Origin of the sequence: Hydrogenophaga sp. NFH-34 (genome assembly GCF_021401345.1) — a bacterium.
Classification (GTDB): Bacteria; Pseudomonadota; Gammaproteobacteria; order Burkholderiales; family Burkholderiaceae_C; genus Hydrogenophaga; species Hydrogenophaga electricum.
On record NZ_JACBGE010000028.1, the window covers coordinates 41,730 to 61,691 of the forward strand.

Here is a 19,962-nt window from a genome sequence, read left to right on the forward strand (position 1 = left end):
CGGTGGCGCTGGCGGCCGGGATGAAGATCAGCCCGGCATTATAAAAGGGCGGAGTTGTTATCATCCTAAGCTGTCCCGTTGGCCTCATACAGGCTGCAGCCAGCTCGCCGCAACCCGCGGTCGTCCGCACTGGCGGCTCCCTCCAAACCCATGTTCATCGATATTTTTGTGCCGTACTGGGGCGATCCGGCCCTGCTGCGCGAAACGGTTGTCAGCGTGCAGCACCAGGATTGTCCCGAGTGGCGCCTGACCGTGCTGGACGACGCCTACCCCGACACCTGGGCCGGCGACTGGATCGCCAGCCTCGGGGACGATCGCATCCGCTATGTCCGCAACCCGGCCAACCTGGGCATCGTCAACAACTACCGCAAATGCCTGCGGGAGGCGCAGGGCGAGCTGGTCGTGCTGCTGGGCTGCGACGACGTGATGCTGCCCGGGTACGTCCGGGTGGTGCGGGAGGCGCACCGCCAGTTCCCCGACGCGGCCGTCATCCAGCCGGGCGTGCAGGTCATTGACGAGCGGGGCCAGCGTGTGCGGACGCTGGCCGACCGCGTGAAGCAGCAGTGGTTCACGCCCGGTGGCGGGCAGACGGTGGCGTTGTCGGGCGATGCCCTGGCGGCCGGTCTGCTGCACGGCAACTGGTTGTACTGGCCTTCGCTGTGCTTCCGGCGCGACCGGTTGGCGGGGGTGGATTTCCAGGACGACATGAAGCTGACCCACGATCTGGGCTTCGTGCTGGACCTGGTGTTTGCGGGCCAGTCGCTGGTGTACGTGCCCGAGGTGTGCTTCTCCTACCGCCGCCATTCCGGCAGCGCCTCCAATGCCAATTTGTTCGACGGCCGGCGGTTTTCGGACGAAAAGCGCTGCTTTGCTCGCGCTGGCGGGCAGGCCGCTGCGCTGGGTTGGCGCCGCTCCGAGCGGGCCGCGCACTGGCACGTCACGTCCCGCCTGAATGCCCTGGTGATGGCGCTGGTGGCCTTGTGCGAAGGGCGGCGGGCGTCGATCCCCGGCTTGCTGCGCCACGCCTTTGTGATGGCCTGAGGTCTGTCGGGCTGTTCCCCATCCAACCCTTTAACGAAGCGCTCGCCCGTGAACGTCGTGGTCCTGATTTTTCTGGTGTCGTCCTGCACCATTGGCAGCCAGCTCCTGCTCAAGAGCGGCATCAACCAGATCGCACCGGTTTTCCGCCAGGAAGGCGTCGTGCCCTTTCTGATGTCGGCGGCGATGTCGCCCTGGGTCCTGGGGGCGCTGTGCCTGCAGGTGCTGGGCTACGTGCTCTGGTTCTTCGTGCTGACGCAGGCCCGGCTCTCGGTGGCTTTTGCGATTTCGGGCTCCTTTTTCTACCTGCTCATGGCTGCGGCCAGCTGGCTGGTGTTTTCGGAAAAGCTCAACGGCTGGCAGTGGCTGGGCCTGGGCATGATCAGTGCGGGTGTGCTCATCGTCAACCTGGCCGATTCGGCGCGCACAGGCTGAGTGGCGATGATCGTTTCGCAGGCTAGTTGCCGTCACCAGAGCGGATGGACGAACAGACGATGACGGTGGATTCGGGTGTGCAGTCTTGTGGAGCCGCCAGCCGTCGTCGCTGGGGCGTCTGGTGGGGGTGCGGGGCGCGGTGGCTGGGCTAGGTGGCGCTGGCCCTGTCGCTGCTGTTCGGCGGGTACAACCTGTTGTCCCGGTTCGATCCGGAGTTCCGTTCGCCGTTCGACGAGCACACCCATTTCGATTACTGGTGGCGCATCTACGCGCAGCAGACCGTGCCCGGGGTGTATGACCGGATGCAGCACGAGTCGCTCCGCATCTGGGGTTGTTATGGCGACCGTGTCGACGGCGGCTACTGCCAGTCTTCGGGGCAGGGCGCCTCGGAGCACGAAAACACCGCCAGCAACTACCTGCCCACCTTCTATGCCGCCACCGCGGCGATGGCCTGGTTGCTCGACCAGGTGGTCGAGACGCACAACCTGTTCCATTTGGCCAAGCTGGCCAACCTGGCCTGGGGCCTGATCGCACTGGTGTTGATCGCCTGGCTGGCGCGGGCCTTGCAGGTGCCCTGGCTGCTGTGTGCCGTCCTGGTGTTTGCGGTCGCGCAGACACCGGCGTTCGTGTTTGCCGCGATCACGCTGAACCAGGAGATGTTTGTGCTCCTGTTCTGCCTGGCCGGTTTGATCGGTTACGTGCGGCGCACGGCCGATGCCGGTCGTTGGCGCTTTGCGCTGGAAAGTGGGCTGGTGGCCGGTATCTGCCTGACGATCAAGCCCACGGCCTTGCTGTTGCCGGTCATGCTGGTCATGGCCGAGTTGCTGGCATCGCCCCGGCCCTGGCGAGAGCGCCTGTGGCGCGTGGGGGCGTTTTCGGCGGTGGTGGTGCTGGTGTACCTGCTGTGCACCGTGGGCATCAACCAGTGGCGCGGGGTCCATCCGAGCGACGGCAAAATGCGCGACTATCTGCTGGGCTTCGGTGATACGCGGGGCTGGCGCGGTTGGGTGGTTGCCATCTGGACCGCGTTCACCCGCAGCACGGCCAGTCTGCACTGGCGCACGCTGGTCGACTGGAACCTGCCCTGGCTGTTCCTGCGTTTTCACCCTTTCATCCTGACCATGCTGGCGGTGGTGGTCCCGTACCTGCTGGTGGTCGAGTTCCGGCGCTGGCGCGCCAGTCTCGCGGCGCGACTGTTTTTCGGCGCTGCGGCGGCGTTCGTGGTGCTGCCGGTGGCACTGGCGGTGTACCTGATGTTCACCGACTTCCCTTACTTCTTCCAGCCGCGCTACTACACGGCCTACGTGGTGGTCGGTGTGGTCATGGCCATGGCCTTTCTGTCCAGCCTGGTGCGGGAGGGGCTGGCCGCTGCCCGGCGCCGCTGGCCAGGACGTTTTTCTTTGGGAGCCTCTGATGCTGCATGAACCTTCCGTGGCGGTGGTACTGCCTTGTTACAAGGTGACCCGGCACATCATGGGGGTGCTGGCGCGCATCGGTCCCGAGGTGTCGGCCATCTATGTGGTCGACGACCGCTGTCCTGACGGCTCGGGGGACTTCGTCGAAGCCCACAACACCGATCACCGCGTCCGCGTGGTCCGCAATGCCGTGAACCTCGGGGTGGGGGGCGCCACGATGGCGGGGTACCAGGCCGCCATCGCCGACGGGCACGACGTGCTGGTCAAGGTGGACGGCGACGGCCAGATGGCGCCGGAGCTCGTTGCCCACTTCGTGGCCCCCATTCTGGAAGGGGTGGCCGACTACACCAAGGGCAACCGTTTCTACGACCTCGCCCACATCGGCCGCATGCCGCGCCTGCGCATGATTGGCAACGCGGCGTTGTCGTTCATGGCCAAGGTGTCGACCGGCTACTGGGATATCTTCGATCCCACCAACGGCTACACCGCCATCCATGCCAAGGTCGCGGCCCACCTGCCATTTGATCGCATCAGCAAGCGCTACTTCTTCGAGAGCGACATGCTGTTCCGTCTCAACACGGTCAAGGCCGTGGTGATGGACATCCCGATGGACGCGCACTACGCCGACGAGGTCAGCAACCTGAAGGTGCGCGCGATCCTGGGCGAGTTCCTGAGCAAGCACCTGCGCAACTTCGGCAAGCGCATCTTCTACAGCTATTTCCTGCGCGACATGTCGGCCGCTTCCCTGCATCTGCTGCTGGGGGTGTTCCTGATGCTGTTCGGCATCGGTTTCGGCGTTTACGAGTGGAGCGTGTCGGCGCTGCGCCATGTGCTGGCGTCGCCGGGCACGGTGATGCTGGCTGCATTGCCCATGATCATGGGGCTGCAGTTCCTGCTCGCGTTCCTCATGCACGACACCCAGGCAGTGCCGCGCCAGGTGATGCACAAACGGCTGTACGACGGGCGCCTGCGGGCAGCACCGCTGGCGGACGCCAGCACCGGCTGAGCCGCTGCGCCGCAGGCGCGCGGGCACGCTGCCCGCATGGCAATCGCTTCAGCGCTGCCCGAGGATCTGCGGTGCGATCTGCTCCACGTAGTACGTGACCGCAGGCACGCTCAGGTGCCCATAGTCGTAGCTCAGCGGCTCGGTGGCATTTTCGTCCAGGCGGGTGAGGCAGCCTTCTGCGTTGCAGAAGTAATCCATCCCCGAAATGAATTCGATGCCCATGGCCGCCGCCCGCTGCCGCATCTCGGCCGTGGCCTGCTTGACATGGGGGTCCAGGTGGTCGTCGCCCAGCCGCAGCGGTAGACGGCCGCGCCGGTCGAGCTGGCGCGACAGGCGCAGCAGGATGCGTGGCAGGTTCTCTTTCCAGTAAGGCACCGCTCCCAGCAACACGATGCGGGGCACGCCCGCCTTGCGGAGTTCGGCCACCGTGGCTTCCAGGCCGCTGATGTCGTAGCGACCGTAGACCGCCTTTTCATGCCACCAGGCGTAGAGCACCACGACGTCCGGCACGGTCCGCCGGATCAGCGCGATGGTGTCGTCGTTGAGGGCCTGACAGCCGGGGCGGGGATCGTGGCCCAGAATCGGCGGACAGATGGCACCGGTCCGTTCGCCGAGCCCGAAGCTGTAGCGGCCGCTGTCCTGCAGCGCCTTGAAGCCGGGGTAGAGCGAGCCGGCGTGCGAGTCGCCCCAGAGAAAGATCAGCGGACGGCGCTCTTCCACGCAATGGGCCTTGTAGGCGCTCGGCGGGAGGTTGTAGTCGAGCATGCAGTCGCCGTCGCGCCAGCCTTCGGCCACTGCGCTGCGCCCGCCCTTGGTCTGCAAGGTGGTGAGCAGCGCCGGCAGCGTGTCCACTTTCAGCGACTGTTGGTATACCCATCCGCCGGCGGCGGCCACGGCGACCATCAGGGCCGTTAGCACGCCCACCAGCGGCCGGCCGAGACGGTGTCCGTGGCGGCGGATTGGCCGTTCCAGGCCCAGATACGTCGCGGTGGCCAGCGATACCGACAGCCCGACCAGTCCGAGCAACAGCGGGGTGGGCAGGTCGCGGCCGACCTCGATGTGCGCCAGCGACAGCAGGGGCCAGTGCCACAGATACAGGGGGTAGCTGATCAGGCCCAGCCAGACCATGGGGCGCCAGGCCAGCAGAATCCGGTTGGGCCAGGCCTGCGGTCCTGCGGCGATCAGCAGCGTGGTGCCCAGGGTGGCCGCCAGCGCCCACTTGCCCGGGAATGCGTGGGCCGGGGTGAGGCGCCAGAACACGACGGCCAGCAGCGCCAGACCGGCGGCGCCGGTGACATGCACCAGCCAGTGGGGCCTGGCCGCGCTTGGATGGCCAGAGCGAAGCTGCAGGGCGGCGAGCCCGGCGCCCATCATCATTTCCCAGAACCGGGCCGCCGGGTTGTAGAACGCGGCGGTGGTGTCCGTGCGCACCAGCCACAGGTTGAGCGCCAGCGAGGCCAGCAGCAGCCCGGCGATCAGCCAGGGCAGGGCGCGCCAACGGTACGCAACCAGGAGCAGCAGGGGCCAGGCGATGTAGAACTGCTCCTCGATCGCCAGCGACCACAGGTGCAGCAGCGGCTTGTAGATCGCGGATTCGTCGAAGTAGTTGGCCTCCTGCCAAAAGCCGAAGTTCGACACGAACAGGGTGCCGGCCAGAACGTGACGGCCCAGCGCCTTGAACTCGGCGGCGGTCATCATCAGCCAGCCGGTGCCCAGGCACGCCACCAGCACCAGCAGCAGGGCCGGAAAGATGCGCCGGATGCGCCGGGCGTAGAAATCCCGGAACGAGAAACGGCCGGCCTGCAACTGGCCGATGATGATCGAGCTGATCAGGTAGCCGGAGATGACGAAGAAGATGTCGACACCGACAAAGCCGCTGGGAAACGCCTGGGGAAAGGCGTGGTGCAGCACCACGGCCCCGACCGCGATGGCGCGCAGGCCATCGATGTCCGGGCGGTAGGCTGGGGCGAGGTGCGGAAGCCCGGCGCTTGCCATCGGCTCAGCGGGGCGCGCCGGGATGGGCTTCCTTGAGCGTGCGCAACAGGTACTGGCCGTACCCGTTCTTGGCCAGGGGTCTGGCGAGTGTCTCGAGCTGGGTGGCGCTGATCCACTGGTGGCGGAAGGCGATTTCTTCCGGGCAGGCCACTTTCAGCCCTTGGCGTTTTTCCAGGGTGGCGATGAACTGGCCGGCTTCGAGCAGGCTGTCGTGGGTGCCGGTGTCGAGCCAGGCGTAGCCCCGGCCCATCAATTCCACCTGCAACTGGTTCTGCTCAAGGTACAGGCGGTTGAGGTCGGTGATTTCCAGTTCACCGCGCGGCGAAGGCTTCAGGTCCCGAGCGAGACCCACCACCTGGCTGTCGTAGAAATACAGGCCCGTCACCGCGAAACTGCTCTTGGGCTGGGTGGGCTTTTCTTCGAGGCTGAGCACGCGGCCCTGGGCGTCGAACTCGGCCACGCCATAACGCTCCGGATCGTGCACGTGGTAGGCGAACACCGTGGCGCCGCTGTCGCGCTCGTTGGCGCGGCGCAGCAGCTCGGCGAAATCGTGGCCGTAAAAGATGTTGTCGCCCAGCACCAGCGCCGACGGGTCGTTGCCGATGAACTGCTCGCCGATGAGGAAGGCCTGGGCGAGGCCGTCCGGGCTGGGCTGCACGGCGTACTGGATGTTCAGGCCCCACTGGCTGCCATCGCCCAGCAGCTCGCTGAAGCGCGGGGTGTCCATCGGCGTGGAGATCACCAGGATGTCGCGGATGCCCGCCAGCATGAGCGTGCTCAGCGGGTAATAGATCATGGGCTTGTCGTACACCGGCATGAGCTGCTTGCTCACCGCCTGGGTGACGGGATAGAGCCGTGTGCCGGAGCCGCCGGCGAGGATGATGCCTTTGCGTGCCATGGGAATGCGTGTCAGAGGATTTGCTGCAGGATGTGGCGCACGCCATCCTGCCAGGGTGGCAGGTGCAGGCCAAAGGTCTGGCGCAGGCGGGCGGTGTCGAGCCGGGAATTGGTCGGGCGCTGGGCCGGGGTGGGGTAGGCGGAGGCCGGGATCGGGTGCACCCGGTCCGGGCTGGCTTTCAGGGCCTTGCCGCAGCGCAGCGCTTCGCCGATGACGAACTGGGCGTAGGCGTGCCAGCTGGTTTCGCCCTCGGCGGCCAGGTGGTAGGTACCAAACGGAAACCCGGTGGCCCCCTGCTGCAGGTAGCGGTGTGCGATGTGGGCGGTGACGTCGGCGATCAGCGCGGCCGAGGTTGGCGCACCAAACTGATCGGCCACCACCTTGAGTTCTTCACGCTCGCCGGCCAGCCGCAGCATGGTCTTGGCAAAGTTGCCGCCGTGCGCGCCCACGACCCAGCTCGTGCGCAGCACCACATGCTGCGGCGTGGCCGCCGCCAGCGCCTGCTCGCCATCGAGCTTGGTCTGCCCGTAGACCGATTGCGGTCCGGTGGCGTCGGCTTCGGTATAAGGGCCGGCCTTGCGGCCGTCGTACACGTAGTCGGTGGAATAGTGGATGACCGCTGCGCCCAGCTTCGCCGCTTCCTCGCCGAGGATGCCCGGTGCCACGGCGTTGACAGCGCGCGCCTTGTCGCTGTCGGTTTCCGCCTTGTCCACGGCGGTGTAGGCCGCAGGGTTCACGATCAGGGCCGGCTGGACCGATTGCACCAGGGCGCGCAGGGCGGCACCGTCGGCCAGGTCGCAGTCGGCTGTGCCCACGGCCACCACCTTGCCCAGCGGGGCCAGGGCCCGTTGCAGCTCGAAGCCCACCTGGCCGTTGCGGCCGGTCAGCAGGATCGTCGGCGCGCTCATGCCTTGGCTCCGTACTGCTTGTCGACCCATTGGCGGTACTCGCCGCTTTGCACCTGCTGCACCCAAGCCTGGTTGTCCAGGTACCAGCGCACTGTTTTGCGGATGCCGGTTTCGAAGGTCTCGGCCGGCTTCCAGCCCAGTTCCCGGTGGATCTTGGTGGCGTCGATCGCGTAGCGGCGGTCGTGGCCCGGGCGGTCTTTCACGTAGGTGATCTGTGTGGCATAACCCTGGCCGTCGGCGCGGGGCGACATCTCGTCGAGCAGGGCACACACGGTGTTGACGATCTCGATGTTCGGCTTCTCGTTCCAGCCGCCCACGTTGTAGGTTTCTCCCGGGGTGCCCGCTTCCAGCACGCGGCGGATGGCGCTGCAATGGTCCTTGACGAACAGCCAGTCGCGCACTTGCATGCCATCGCCATACACCGGCAGCGGCTTGCCGGCCAACGCGTTGACGATCATCAGCGGGATGAGCTTCTCGGGGAAGTGGTAGGGCCCGTAGTTGTTGGAGCAGTTGGTGGTCAGCACCGGCAGACCGTAGGTGTGGTGGTAGGCACGCACCAGGTGGTCGCTGGCGGCCTTGCTGGCCGAGTACGGGCTGTTGGGCTCGTAGGGGTGGTTTTCGGTGAACGGTGGGTCGGTGGGCTTGAGCGTGCCGTAGACCTCGTCGGTGGAGACGTGCAGGAAGCGGAACGCCGCCCTGGCCTCGCCTTCGAGGGTGCCCCAGTGGGCACGCACCGATTCGAGCAGGTGGAAGGTGCCGACCACGTTGGTCTGGATGAAGTCTTCGGGCCCATGGATGGATCGGTCCACGTGGCTTTCGGCGGCGAAGTTCACGACCGCGCGAGGGCGGTGTTCGGCCAGCAGGCGGTCGACCAGAGCGCGGTCGCCAATGTCGCCGTGCACAAAGACGTGGCGGGCGTCGCCATCCAGGCTGGACAGGCTTTGCAGGTTGCCGGCGTAGGTGAGCTTGTCGAGGTTGATGACGGGTTCATCCGACTGGGCCAGCCAGTCGAGCACGAAGTTGGCGCCGATGAAGCCGGCCGCTCCGGTAACAAGGATCATGGAAGGGGCGTGATTGGGTGAATGAGAAGGGGCGGTTTCAGCCGCGTGGAGGCCGCACCAGCGGGCCCAGCACGGTGAACAGCAGGGCGCAGGCCAGAGCAAAGATGAGGCCCAGTTGCACGATGTCGCCGCGCCGTGGACCGGGGTTGGCCGTCAGGCGGTAGTTCAGCGTGTGGTCCGAGGGTTGGCCATTGATGATGGCGTTGTTCTGGCCGTTGCCGGGACCCAGCGCCAGCATGGCCACACCTTTGAGCCCGGGTTCGGCCACCGTGATGTCCAGATGGGTCGGGCGGTCCTCGATGTCCTGCGTGCGCGAGCCCGCGATGCAGACCGGCTGGAAGTAGGTGGTGATCTGCTCGGACCGGATCTGGCCCTGCCATGAGCGGTCGCCCGACACCAGGGTGAGCAGCACGGTGCCACGTGTTTTCCAGTGCTTTCGGTCGTATTCGATGCGGATCCAGAAACACACGGGCGCTTCGCGAATGCCATCGCGCTGGATGTTCAGGGCGGTGGTGTCGATCGGCTGCCGCAGCGTGAAGCCCGAGTCGAGCATGACCGTGTGGATCGACGCCATCGCCGTCTGGTCGGCCAGCGAGTTCTGGAAGTGCGATTCGAAGTTGCCTTTGGTGGCCGCGTACAGGGCCACGGCCAGCCCCAACGGCAGGCCCAGATACAGGGCGAACTGGAGCAGGCGGCGTTTCATAGGCGTACGGAATTGAACCAGGGCACGATGGTGTTCATGTAGCCGTTGGTGTGCGCCCAGGCCAGCAGCACGGTGGCGATCGCGACCACGGGCAGCGCCCAGCGGTAGCCGCGGATGGCGATACCGAACGACACCAGCAGCAGCGGAATGAAGGGGAACAGATAGCGGCCCTGGATACCTGCCGGGCGTTCGGAAATCACGTAGGCCTTGTGGCCCTGGAGGAACAGCAGCAGACTGAACAGCGCGATCAGGATCGGGCCGTAGGCCAGCAGGCGGTCATCGCCAGTTCGTCCGGTGGCCACCAGGGCCAGCGACACCAGCGCGGCGACCGTCATGAAGGCAAAGACGGTGTGGATCTGCTGGGTGTAGCGCGGGTCCAGTTTGAGCACGTGGATGAATCCGTAGGCTGTGGCCGCCACACCGCCGATGGTCAGCAGCGCGGGCAGCCAGCGCGGAGCGCGCAGAGTCTCCGCAACGCGGCGCACCCCGGATTGCACGGACCCTGCAGCGCTCAGTGCGATGCTGTGCTCGGGCGCCGAGCGGGCCAGCCGCCAAGTGTGGCGCAGCACCGCCCACAGCAGCAGGGCGGAAAAGGCGAGGCTGACCCAGATGAAGACGTAGTAGGACGGGCCTTGCACCACCGCCACCTTCACGCCCTTGCAATAGCGCACCAGGATGTCGACGTTGGCGGCCGAGTTGCAGTAGCCCGAAAAGCCAACCAAGGCGTAGAAATGTTGGAACAGCCAGTCGAAGAAGGGCTGCTGCTCCAGGTAGTTCAACCGGGTGTAGCCGGGCACGAGGGGCGGGGCATCGGAGCCCGAGATGTAGAACGGGTTGCCGAAGAAGTAGTAGTTGCGGCGCATCCACCAGAGGGCGGACGAAAACGAGAGCAGGCTCAGGGCGGCGCTGTGCAGCAGCCAGGGTAGCCAGCGCTGACGCATTTCATACAGCAGGATGCCGACAAACCCCGCGATCAGCACCCAGGCGGTCATCTTGGTGGCCCCGGCGCAGGCCAGCCAGAAGGCGCACCAGTAGGCATCGGCCATGCGCTCGCCCTGCACGAAGCGCACCAGATAGAGGGTGGCCAGGCCACACATCAGGGTCAGGAAGATGTCGTTGGTGATGCCTGAAGACAGGTGCGTCACCGTGGGGACAAAACCGAACAGGGATGCCAGCAGCAAGGCCAGCCGGTCGTCGACGCGGGCCGCCACCAGCGACTTGAACATCACCAGGATCAGCAGGCCCAGGCTCAGGGCAGAGACGATGCGCGTGGCCTTGGCCCACAGGAAGCGGTCTTTCGTCACCGCTTTGGCGATCCGGTAGGGAATGGCCGCGACCGCGTAGTACAGGGGCGGATGCTGGACGATGTAGTTGGGCCGGCTGCCATCTTCCACACCCCAGTCGCGCCAGAGGTTGTTGGAGATGATGCCGCGGTCGTTGTCCATGTGCCCCAGCACCGGCAGGGGGCGGCCCTTGGCCACGTCCACCACGTAGGCGTAGTGACCGCTTTCATCGGGAATGTCCCCGTTCGGGGTCACGAACCAGGCAAAAAACAGCGCCTGCAGGAAAAACAGCAGGGCAAGCCAGTGGATGGGGGCGATCCGTCGCATGGCAGGGCTCTCGTGAAGGGCGGGGCTCAGGCTCGACGGCCCAAGGCCTCCAGAAGAATACGTTCAAGGCCCTCGCCCAGCTTTTCCACCGTGCCGTATTCGAGGAACTTGCGGTGGCCGTTTTCGGCGATGCGCTGGCGCAGCGCCGGGTCGCGCTTGAGCTCCAGGATGGCGTCAGCGATGGCCTGCGGATTGGCGGGCTCCACGAAGTAGGCGCTTTCCCGGTGGGTCAGCAACTCCTGCACCGGGGCGTTGCGCCGGGTGATCAGCGGTTTGCCCATGCCGATGGCTTCGTTGGCCTTGTTGGTGATGACCAGTTCGGCACGTTCGTTCTCGCCGAAGATGCCCAGGCAGATGTCGGCCTCGGCCATGTGCGTCGCCAGGCCGGCGTAGGGCACCGGATCGAGGATGCGCACGTTGCGCAGGTCCAGCTCCTTCATGAGAGCCATGTCCTGCTCGAAGGTCAGCCCGCGGCCGATGATCTGGAAGTCGACCCCTTCGTTTTCCAGCAGCTTGGCCGCGCGCAGGATGTGGCGCACGCCATGGAAGGGGATGAACTCCCCGTGAAAGTGCACCAGGAAGCGGTCGTCGGTGCGCTGACGGGGGCGCGGGTGGATCACCGTGTTGTCCACCGCCAGGAACAGCCGGCGCATCTTGTCGGTGGCCGTGCGGGCATAGCGCCCGAAATGCTGGATGACGTGGTCGCTGTCGAGGATCGAGATGCTGGCGGCTTTGTACGACAGCCAGTCGCCCCAGGCGTACACCTTGGCCTTGAACGAGCCCGGCTTGGCCTTGGCACGGTCGAACACCATGGTGTCGTAGGTGGTGATGTACATGTCGAAGACGATCGGCTTCCAGGTCAGCAGCCGCATCGCCGGCGTGAGCAACTGGCCATAAAAACCCGTCAGCACGATGTCGCAGGATGGCGCCTTGCGCAGGGCATCCAGCAGCAATCGCGGATAATGCTTGAAGGCTTTGTCGGGCGGCAGGCACTTGACTACTTCGTGTCCGCGCATCTCCAGGGCACGGATGACGATCCGGGTGCGCGAGTAGCTTTCTTCCCGTCCGGCGATGTAAAGAATCTTCATGTTGTGGGTGGTTGGATCCGGGCCGGCTCGGGCCGAAAGTGCCGCTTTTTTTATCGGTCAGGGTGTCCGGATCGTGCCCGGGAACGGGTGCCGGCCAGGAAGCGCCCTGGCGCTGTGGCAAAAGGCCTGATCCCTGTGGCAGGCCGCTCACTATGATAACGCATGGCATTGTTCGTTTTTTCCTGCGCGTTGGGGCGCGATGACACGGTGGCGCCTGCAGGCGGGGGCTTGGAACCGTGATTTCGATCGTCATTCCGGTCTACAACTGCGAGGCCTATCTGGAACAGTGCCTGCGCTCTGTGCAGGCCCAGCACCGGCGCGACTGGGAGGTGCTGCTGGTCAACGATGGCTCGATCGATGGCAGCGCGGCCATTTGTGACCGGTTTGCGGCCGCCGACGACCGCATCCGGGTCATCCATCAACCCAATGGTGGGGTGTCGTCCGCCCGCAACCTGGCGCTGGAGCGGGCGCGGGGCACGTACCTGACCTTCATCGACGCCGACGATTACGTCGAGCCGGACTTCCTGGAGGCCTTGCGTGTGCCCATGGAAACCCATGAGGTGGCCGTGTGTGGCTACGACCGGGTTCGCCCCGATGCCAGCCAGGACTTCGTGCTGGCGGGCACAGGCTCCCTGCCGATGGAACGGCTGTACGAACACACGCTGTGTACCCAGCTCATCGGCGGCGGGTGCTGCAACAAGATGTTCCGCCTGGACATCATCCGCAGCCAGGGGCTGCGGTTCGACACCCGCATCGCAGTGGGCGAAGACATGCTGTTCCTGATGCAGTACTTCCAGCGCTGCCAGCGGGCCTTCAACGTGGCCCGGGTGCTCTACCACTACCGCTTCAACGAGGTGTCGGCCACCGAGGCCGGGTTTGCGCAGAAGAAGGTCAACGAGCGCACGGCCAGCATCCTGCTGGCGGTGGCCGCCATGACGCGGCACGTCGACCCGGCCCAGCCGTACCAGCAACACTTCGTCGGCTTCCGGCAGGCGCGCTCCAGCCTGCGCCTGTTCTTCCAGATGGTGCTTTCGCGCACGCAGGAGCCGGCGCTGCTGGCTGCCATCCAGCGCAATATCCGCCAGGGTCTCTGGCCCTTTCTCCAGTCGCGCCATTCGCGCTGGCTGGAGAAGGCGGTGGTCATGGGCGTGGCCCTGTCCTCGCGCGGAACCTATGCCGGGGCGGTGGCGCTGTCCGGGCTGCTGTCCCGGCACCTTCACGCCTACCGGACCTGAACTTCATGGCTTCCCTTTCCGAAATCGCCTTCCGACTGGCTTCGCGTTCGCTGCGCGCCACCATGCGCCAGATCCCGCTGGGGGTTTCGCGCGCCGTGTCGGCGCGCACCTTGCCCATCGTCATCTTCCATGCCGTGGAGGAAGCGCCCAAGCCGTACATCAAACACCTGTACGACTACCACACGCCGGCCAGCTTCGAGCAGGTGCTCGACGAACTGCTGCGCCATTTCAAGCCGCTCGAAGACCTGTCGCCCGAAGGCATCGCCAACGCGGGCGCCGACCGCTTTCTCGTCACCTTCGACGACGGCCTGCGCTCGTCCTACGAAGTGGCGTTGCCGATCCTGGAGCGCAAGGGGGTGCCGGCCATCCACTTCCTGATCACGGACTTTCTCGCTGGCGAGGCAGGTTCTCAGGTCGAGGAAAAGTTCAAGGCCAGCCTGCTGGTCGAGTGCCTGGACGGGCGCACCCCGGCCGAACGCGCCGAGGTGGCCCGGATTCTGGGGGGCGCGGGGTATGGTCAGGCCGACCTGGCCGAGGCGCTGATGTCGGTGCGTCTGGCTGACGGGGCGGTCTACGACGCCGTGGCCGAGCGCCTGGGCATCGATCTGGCCGCGTACTTCCGGCAGGACCGACCCTACATCACGCGCGAGGAGGCGGCCGACATGGCGCGCCGCGGTTTCCGTCTCGGGGCGCACAGTTGCGACCACCCGCGTTACTGGGAAATCTCGCTGGACGAACAGGTTCGGCAGACGCGGGACAGCATGCGGCACGTGACCGAAACCTTCGGCCTCGACTACCGCTATTTCGCGTTTCCGTACAAGAACCGGGGCATCACACCCGCGTTCTACGAGCGCACGCGCGAAGCCGTGGACCTGTTTTTCACGACCAGTGGCTGGGGCGACCGCATGAACCGGGAGCGGGTGTTTCACCGCGTGGGCCTGGACAGCACCGGCAGCGCGGTGACGGCGCTGAAGTGTGGCTGGCGGCCGTTCCCGCTCAGCGCGATCCAGTAACCGCGCCGGCCGCTGCGGGCCGGCGGTTGCCCAGCGTCCAGGGCAGCCAGCGTTCGATCACCCAGATGGCCGGGACCATGAGCACGGCCGCGATGGCGAGCACCGCCAGGCTCCAGGCGTTGCTGTGCTCCATGGTGTCCAGCGAAATGCCCGTGGCCAGGCTCATCAGCACCTTCACGCCTTTGATGGCCAGCATGTGGGTGACCAGAATGCCCATGCTGTGCCGACCCAGCACCGCCAGCCAGGGCAGAGCAGCGTCCAGCAGCCGGGCCAGTTGCACCGAAAAGCCGATACCGATCAGCGCGAACAGCAGGAACAGGACCGGCTGGTTCACCGTCGGCCCGGCCAGCCCGACCGCCCCATTGAGGGGAGACAGCAGCGACAGGGCGAGCAACCCGGCCAGCCAGCCCCAGTGGGTGGCGCGCGACCAATGCGGCCAGGCCCGCCAGCGCCGGAAATCCAGACCGATCTGCACGAACACCGCAGCGCCCATGGCCGGCAGCAGGCTCATGGGCAGCTTGATGCGCTCTTCGATGGTGGCTGTGATCGCGAACAGCACCAGCAGGGCGGCGTAGCGTGCCCACCAGGTCCAGCCGAGGCGGTGCAGGGCGTAGACGACGCCCTGGGCGAGGAACAGGGCGGGCAGAAACCAGAGTGGGCTGTTGACGAGCAGGCCATCGCCCACCGAACCGTAGAACACCCCAAACAGCGGCCACCAGAGCCCGTAGGCGAACTGCGCGACCGTTTTGCCCGCTGCCGCAGCGGCAAAGTACCCGGCCAGATAGAAGCCATAGCCAACCAGGGCGTAGAACAGGTAGGGCACCAGCACGGTGCCGACCCGGCGGCGCAGGAAGCTGCCCAGCGGCAGGGTGTCGGGTTTGAGGGTCAGGCCGGAAGCAAAAAAGAACAGCGGCACGTGGAACGAGAACATCCACATGTACCAGACCGGCACATCGCTGAGCGACCAGACGTGGCCGATCACGATGAGCAGCATGCCCCAGCCCTTGAGGGCGTCGATCCAGGTCTCGCGTGCCGCAGCGGCGCTCATGGGCGGGGTGCGGATGGGGCCGCGGGAGCGGTGTCGGCGGGCGACAGCCAGCGCAGCGACAGGCCGACCAGGAACGCCAGACCGTCTCCGAGCACGGTGGCCAGCCGCATGGTCACACTCAGGCCGATGGCGGTGCCGGTGCCGACGACCGAGCCCAGCAAGGCCACCACCAGGGCTTCCCGCACGCCGAGGCCACCTGGCGCACCCGGCAGCAGGTAGCCAGCAATCCAGGCCGAGGTGAACATCAGGGTGAGGGTCAGCACGTCGCCCTCACTGACACCGAACAGGTAGCGGGCCTGCAGCTTGAGCATGACGCCGAAGACGAAGAAGCACAGGATGAAGCCGCAGGCCACCGCCACGGCGGTGTGAAAGCGGGGCAGGGCGATGAGCTGGCCATTGCCGAGACGGCGTGACAGGCCGGGCAGCAAGCGGTTGAGCAGCCAGACCGCGATCCAGGGGCTGAGCGCCACCAGCGCACCGAGGGCGGCCATCACCGGGGCGCTGGGTACCGGCACGTCGAGCACGGCGGTGGTGTCGAGAAACAGCAGCAGACCGGCTCCGCCCATGCACAGCCCGGTGGCCAGCAGCCAGAGTGTGGAGATCAGCATGGCGGTAACGGACACGCCCACCGGCACACCGGCCGCGCTGGCCAGCGTGACCTGGCCCACCAGGTGACCGACATTGCCGGGCAGGTATTTGGCGATCTGCGCCATGCCCACCATGCGGAACGCCACCACGGGCTTCAGGTTCACGCCCTGGTCGCGCAGCAGCAGCATCCACATGAGGCCGCCGAGCACCAGGTTCAGGAACATGGCGAACACGGTGGCTGCCATGGCTGCCCAGGCGGGGGCATCCCAGCGAATGGGCGGAATGCTGTCGAAGTGGTGGCGCACGGCGCCGAAGAAATAGACCGCCGTGATGGCCAGCACGACGACGGCCGCCCATTTGGCCAGGCGTCTCATCTGGGGGGATCGGGTCATGAGGGCGGGTCTTCAAGGAAAACGCCCATGCGGCCGGTGGGGGTGGACGGCATGGGCGTTGTGGGCGGTCGGTCGGTGAAGACGACGCGCCCCGGGGACGGATCAGGCCTGGTTGCTGTTGAGCAGGTCGGCAATGCGCTTGCCGGCCAGGATGCTGTGGTCCATGTTGTAGTACTGCCAGTCGCCGAAGCGGCCGCAGGGGTGGATGTCGATGCTGACCAGCCAGTCGTGAATGGTCTTGACGTTCTTTTCGTAGTCCAGATCGTAGATCACGTAGGCCGGATCGCAGGTCAGCACGTCGGTAGCGAGGATTTCGTCGTCCGGGCGCAGGATTTTGGCCTTGGTCAGACCGTCGATGGTGGCCTGGATCAACGCTTCGCGACCCTGCACCGGCAGCGGCCGGCTCTTGGAGTACGAAATCTCGCAGCACACCGAGCTGGTGCCAGGCGGGCAGGTCTTTTCGGACGCGTTGCGCGGGAAGCTGATGCGGTGGAAGATGAATCGGTCGGCTTCGTGGAAGTACAGCCAGTGGTAGGGGCTGATGTCCGGGCGGTTGATGCCGATGTTGACGCACTCGATCTGGTTGAACTGCAGGCCGTTGATGGCGTCCACCACGTGCGCCGGGATGTCGTCGATGAAATCGGGCAGGTAGGTCAGCGACAGGGTGTAGACCAGATTCTGGTAATCCACGACCTTGCCGGAGGCGAAGGTGACCCGCTTGGCCTTGGGGTCGATCTTCGTGACCGTTTCATTCAGGTGGATGTTCTTGACACCCTTGGCCAGGGCCACGGGCAGGGCCTCGATGGCGCCTTCGATCGGGTACCAGAACTCCTGGTTGAAGCCGGTGCGGTCGTCCTCGTCCTGCAGGGCGCCCTTCAGCACGGCCTCGAAATCGGGCTCCGGAACGCGGCGGTCGATCCAGTTGAAGTTCATGTACTTCGGATCGATGGTCCAGATGCGCTCGGCATAGGGGATCATGAGCTGTTCCGCGATGCCTTTGCCGAAGCGCCAGTACATCCATTCGCGGTAGTTGGTCGGCTTGGGGCGGTCGGTGTTGCGCAACACGTCGACCAGGCCGCTCAGGCATTCGATGATGTCCTGGGCGGGCAGACCGTGCAGGTGGGCCTGGTACGGGAACTGGGTGTACAGGTCGTACTTGCCGTGGTAGATGAAAGCCTTGCGCTTCTTGATCTCGATGTTGCCCTTGAGCAGCGTGTGGATCAGCTCGTGCGCGTAAGGGTTGACCGTGTAGAGAATGTGCGGCGCGTAGTCGAACAGGAAGCCGTTGACTTCCTCGGAGCGGCACAGCCCGCCCACTTCATGCAGTTTCTCGTAGACCTCGTAGTCGTCGCTCTGGAGGTGGTAGCCGGTGCTCAGACCGGTCAGACCGGCGCCGAGAATGAGGTTCTTCGTGGAAGACATGGATTAGCGTGCAGGCGAAAAATCAGGCATTTTAACTGGCAGCCCCATTCAGGGCGGCAATGCCGGTACCGGCCGCAGGGGCGGCCAGCGCCTGCGGTGGCGCCGGGCCACCGCAGGCGGCGGGTGGGAGAGGGATCAGAACGGGATGTTGGCGGTCACGCGGACAGCCTTGGTCTCGCTGGGCTTTTGCAGGTCGACCGCGTAGCTGGCGCCGTAGCTGATGCCCTTGTGCTCGGCCACGACGGCGTTCAGGCTCAGCTGGGTCTTGCGGACGCGGCTGCGATCGATGGTCTCGCTCATCTGCACGCCGGGGTTGATCTGCTCGGTCATGCCCAGGGTCAGGGCTTCGCGGCGCAGGCTCTGCAGGTGGTTGAGACCGGCGCCGATCAGCAGCTTGCGGCCTTGGCCGATGGCGATGGGGCTGAACTGGAGGTCGACGCCCAGGCCGGAGTAGATGTCGCGTGTCTTGGTCTGCGAGAACTGCACGTCGGACGTGTACAGGCTTTGGACCAGGCCGCCGTTGAGGGTGTGGTTCTGCTGGCTCAGCGAGGCCCAGGGGGTCAGCGCCAGGCCGTCAAAGGCGTAGGTGTAGCGCAGCTTGCCTTCCAGCGACCAGGTGTGCGCAGAGCGGTCGTTGGTGACGGAGCGGTTGAGCAGGTCGTCCAGGCCGTTCTGGGTGAAGGCGTGATCCAGGCGCGACAGCTGGGTCGAGAACAGGAAGTTGTTGTAGGGCTGCATCCAGTACAGCGTGGTCGCGTTCGAGTTGAAGCGGGTGCTGTAGCGGTCTTCGATATCGGTCAGGCGCGTGGACTGGGCGTTCTGGGTCAGCGCGACCCCCAGGCGACCCTGGCTCCAGATGCCGCTGTTGGCGGGGGCGAAGTCGAGTGCGACGCCGTTGGCGACACTTTCTTCCAGGTTGTTGCGGGCGGTCTGGTTCAGGTTGAACACCCGGCTGTCACGGCCACTGCGGCGGCCATCGGTGTTGGATGTGGTCAGCGGGACCAGGCGCAGGCCCTGCGACGTCGTGGCCGTCTGGTTGAAAGCCTTGAGCAGGTTGTTGTCCAGATCCTGGTTGAGCTGGTTGGTGGCCGAGGTGCCGGCGTCCAGCGTGCTCGCCCAGTTCCAGCCGCGGGTCAGGTAGTGCTTGAACACCCGGGCGATGATTTCCTGCCCCTTCGAGCCGGGGTGCAGGGTGTCGAAGAACAGGTAGTCGGTGTACGAGCGTTCTTTGTCGACGTCGGTGGCGTTGACCAGGCCGAAGTCCGAGGGCTTGTCCTGCACACGGTTGAACACGGTGTACAGGTCGACCGCGATGATGTTGGGGTTGCTGTTCGCCACCGAGGCGACAAAGTTGTTCCAGGTCACAACCTGCGAGTGCAGCGAGTCCGAGATGCCCGGGGTGCGGCTCCAGTCGGTGATCAGGGTGACGAACATCCGGTTGTTGCCGTTGGTGGCACCGCCGGCGATCAGGCGGTTGACCCCCTCCGTGTAGCCCGCGCGGGCGGCAGCGAAGTTGTCGGAGGTGCCGCCGCGGCCGATGTCGTTGTAGCCGAAGTAGACGACGGTGAGGTCCTTGTCGGTGATGGCCGAATTCGTGGTGTTCCAGTTGTTCAACTGGGTGGCAAAGTCGATCGAGGACGTGGAGGCTGCCTTGGCGCCGCCAATGGCGTAGTTCTCCAGGCCGTTGGCCATGCTGGAGACTTCGACGGCCCAGTTGGTCATCGCGCGCGGCGAGGTGTAGGCCAGGTCGGTGTAGCTGTCGCCGAAGGTGCGCAGCTTGTTGATCTTGATCGCGCTGGCGTTGTTGGTGCCGTTGGTGGAGAACGGGTTGGAGCTGGCGGGCTCGGAGTTCTTCGGACTGCTGGAGCAACCCGCGATCAGGACCAGGACGGCACAGCAGACCGCGGTCAACGAACCGGACTTGTTACGGATGAAGGCTTGGTCTTCCATGGCTAGCTACCTGAGTCGATTGAAAAATGAAAGAAAGGCTATTCGTAAAAGTGGGTTGAAACGGGATCAAAGCTCTCCTGCCTCGATCATGCGGATGAGTGTTGAAATGTCCGCTCCGTAGTTCTTGGGCGGCGGTGGTGCCTTGTGTTGGTCAGCC

General features: G+C 65.6%; 17 protein-coding genes. 6 read left to right on the forward strand and 11 right to left on the reverse strand.

Translation table 11 applies throughout. The features are described 5' to 3' along the window. Positions 1-150 precede the first annotated feature (150 nt). The 4 genes from L0977_RS21795 (at position 151) to L0977_RS21810 (ending at position 3,894) form a co-directional block, all read left to right on the forward strand. On the forward strand, positions 151-1,041 hold the full coding sequence (locus L0977_RS21795) for a glycosyltransferase family 2 protein (protein WP_234266998.1): 891 nt from the start codon (positions 151-153) through the stop codon (positions 1,039-1,041). 48 nt (positions 1,042-1,089) lie between these two features. Next, a complete protein-coding gene (locus L0977_RS21800; protein WP_234267000.1) occupies positions 1,090-1,473 on the forward strand; it encodes a hypothetical protein in 384 nt (127 codons plus the stop codon). A gap of 152 nt (positions 1,474-1,625) precedes the next feature. After that, complete coding sequence (locus L0977_RS21805) at positions 1,626-2,897, forward strand: hypothetical protein (protein ID WP_234267001.1); 1,272 nt, start codon at positions 1,626-1,628, stop codon at positions 2,895-2,897. Next, positions 2,887-3,894 carry a glycosyltransferase gene (locus L0977_RS21810; RefSeq protein WP_234267002.1) on the forward strand — a complete coding sequence of 336 codons (1,008 nt, stop codon included), beginning with the start codon at positions 2,887-2,889 and terminating at the stop codon, positions 3,892-3,894. The genes L0977_RS21805 and L0977_RS21810 overlap by 11 nt, the downstream gene beginning before the upstream one ends. Positions 3,895-3,942: 48 nt before the next feature. Here the strand turns inward: L0977_RS21810 and L0977_RS21815 are convergent, their stop codons facing one another. From L0977_RS21815 to L0977_RS21845, 7 genes are read right to left on the reverse strand one after another with little or no spacing between them, the layout of a single operon-like run. Next, positions 3,943-5,889, reverse strand: a complete 1,947-nt coding sequence (locus L0977_RS21815) for an acyltransferase family protein (protein ID WP_234267003.1) — start codon at positions 5,887-5,889, stop codon at positions 3,943-3,945. 4 nt (positions 5,890-5,893) lie between these two features. Then, positions 5,894-6,787, reverse strand: a complete 894-nt coding sequence (gene rfbA / locus L0977_RS21820; RefSeq protein ID WP_234267004.1) for a glucose-1-phosphate thymidylyltransferase RfbA — start codon at positions 6,785-6,787, stop codon at positions 5,894-5,896. 11 nt (positions 6,788-6,798) lie between these two features. Then, positions 6,799-7,695, reverse strand: a complete 897-nt coding sequence (rfbD, locus tag L0977_RS21825; RefSeq protein ID WP_234267005.1) for a dTDP-4-dehydrorhamnose reductase — start codon at positions 7,693-7,695, stop codon at positions 6,799-6,801. After that, positions 7,692-8,756, reverse strand: a complete 1,065-nt coding sequence (gene rfbB / locus L0977_RS21830; protein WP_234267006.1) for a dTDP-glucose 4,6-dehydratase — start codon at positions 8,754-8,756, stop codon at positions 7,692-7,694. The genes rfbD and rfbB overlap by 4 nt, the downstream gene beginning before the upstream one ends. Before the next feature lie 37 nt (positions 8,757-8,793). Next, complete coding sequence (locus tag L0977_RS21835) at positions 8,794-9,459, reverse strand: hypothetical protein (RefSeq protein ID WP_234267007.1); 666 nt, start codon at positions 9,457-9,459, stop codon at positions 8,794-8,796. Then, on the reverse strand, positions 9,456-11,069 hold the full coding sequence (locus L0977_RS21840) for an ArnT family glycosyltransferase (RefSeq protein WP_234267008.1): 1,614 nt from the start codon (positions 11,067-11,069) through the stop codon (positions 9,456-9,458). Before L0977_RS21840 ends, L0977_RS21835 begins: the two co-directional genes overlap by 4 nt. A 26-nt stretch (positions 11,070-11,095) precedes the next feature. Beyond that, a complete protein-coding gene (locus L0977_RS21845; RefSeq protein ID WP_234267009.1) occupies positions 11,096-12,157 on the reverse strand; it encodes a glycosyltransferase in 1,062 nt (353 codons plus the stop codon). 236 nt (positions 12,158-12,393) lie between these two features. Here L0977_RS21845 and L0977_RS21850 point away from each other — a divergent pair, with 236 nt between their 5' ends. Then, complete coding sequence (locus tag L0977_RS21850) at positions 12,394-13,392, forward strand: glycosyltransferase family 2 protein (protein ID WP_234267010.1); 999 nt, start codon at positions 12,394-12,396, stop codon at positions 13,390-13,392. Positions 13,393-13,397: 5 nt separating this feature from the next. After that, positions 13,398-14,405, forward strand: coding sequence for a polysaccharide deacetylase family protein (locus tag L0977_RS21855; RefSeq protein WP_234267011.1), 1,008 nt, complete (start codon positions 13,398-13,400; stop codon positions 14,403-14,405). On the opposite strand, the gene L0977_RS21860 is transcribed toward L0977_RS21855, so the two are convergent. From L0977_RS21860 to L0977_RS21875, 4 genes are all read right to left on the reverse strand, one after another. Continuing rightward, on the reverse strand, positions 14,389-15,453 hold the full coding sequence (locus tag L0977_RS21860; protein ID WP_234267012.1) for an acyltransferase family protein: 1,065 nt from the start codon (positions 15,451-15,453) through the stop codon (positions 14,389-14,391). The two genes, L0977_RS21855 and L0977_RS21860, sit on opposite strands and share 17 nt — an antisense overlap. Further along, entirely contained in the window at positions 15,450-16,433 is a 984-nt protein-coding gene (locus L0977_RS21865; protein WP_234267013.1) for a lysylphosphatidylglycerol synthase domain-containing protein, read from the reverse strand. The genes L0977_RS21860 and L0977_RS21865 overlap by 4 nt, the downstream gene beginning before the upstream one ends. 102 nt (positions 16,434-16,535) lie before the next feature. Next, a complete protein-coding gene (locus L0977_RS21870; protein WP_234267015.1) occupies positions 16,536-17,855 on the reverse strand; it encodes a protoporphyrinogen/coproporphyrinogen oxidase in 1,320 nt (439 codons plus the stop codon). A 135-nt stretch (positions 17,856-17,990) separates the two neighbouring features. Beyond that, the gene (locus tag L0977_RS21875) at positions 17,991-19,805 is read right to left on the reverse strand and encodes an SGNH/GDSL hydrolase family protein (protein WP_234267016.1); all 1,815 of its coding nucleotides are present in this window, start codon (positions 19,803-19,805) and stop codon (positions 17,991-17,993) included. Positions 19,806-19,962: the final 157 nt, after the last annotated feature.

Bases quoted from the DNA above. Each gene is read 5' to 3' on its own strand.
- L0977_RS21795 (WP_234266998.1), top strand. From the start codon at position 151: ATGTTCATCGATATTTTTGTGCCGTACTGGGGCGATCCGGCCCTGCTG.
- L0977_RS21810 (WP_234267002.1), top strand. From the start codon at position 2,887: ATGCTGCATGAACCTTCCGTGGCGGTGGTACTGCCTTGTTACAAGGTG.
- L0977_RS21815 (WP_234267003.1), bottom strand. From the start codon at position 5,889: ATGGCAAGCGCCGGGCTTCCGCACCTCGCCCCAGCCTACCGCCCGGAC.
- rfbA (WP_234267004.1), bottom strand. From the start codon at position 6,787: ATGGCACGCAAAGGCATCATCCTCGCCGGCGGCTCCGGCACACGGCTC.
- rfbD (WP_234267005.1), bottom strand. From the start codon at position 7,695: ATGAGCGCGCCGACGATCCTGCTGACCGGCCGCAACGGCCAGGTGGGC.
- rfbB (WP_234267006.1), bottom strand. From the start codon at position 8,756: ATGATCCTTGTTACCGGAGCGGCCGGCTTCATCGGCGCCAACTTCGTG.
- L0977_RS21835 (WP_234267007.1), bottom strand. From the start codon at position 9,459: ATGAAACGCCGCCTGCTCCAGTTCGCCCTGTATCTGGGCCTGCCGTTG.
- L0977_RS21840 (WP_234267008.1), bottom strand. From the start codon at position 11,069: ATGCGACGGATCGCCCCCATCCACTGGCTTGCCCTGCTGTTTTTCCTG.
- L0977_RS21845 (WP_234267009.1), bottom strand. From the start codon at position 12,157: ATGAAGATTCTTTACATCGCCGGACGGGAAGAAAGCTACTCGCGCACC.
- L0977_RS21855 (WP_234267011.1), top strand. From the start codon at position 13,398: ATGGCTTCCCTTTCCGAAATCGCCTTCCGACTGGCTTCGCGTTCGCTG.
- L0977_RS21860 (WP_234267012.1), bottom strand. From the start codon at position 15,453: ATGAGCGCCGCTGCGGCACGCGAGACCTGGATCGACGCCCTCAAGGGC.
- L0977_RS21865 (WP_234267013.1), bottom strand. From the start codon at position 16,433: ATGACCCGATCCCCCCAGATGAGACGCCTGGCCAAATGGGCGGCCGTC.
- L0977_RS21870 (WP_234267015.1), bottom strand. From the start codon at position 17,855: ATGTCTTCCACGAAGAACCTCATTCTCGGCGCCGGTCTGACCGGTCTG.
- L0977_RS21875 (WP_234267016.1), bottom strand. From the start codon at position 19,805: ATGGAAGACCAAGCCTTCATCCGTAACAAGTCCGGTTCGTTGACCGCG.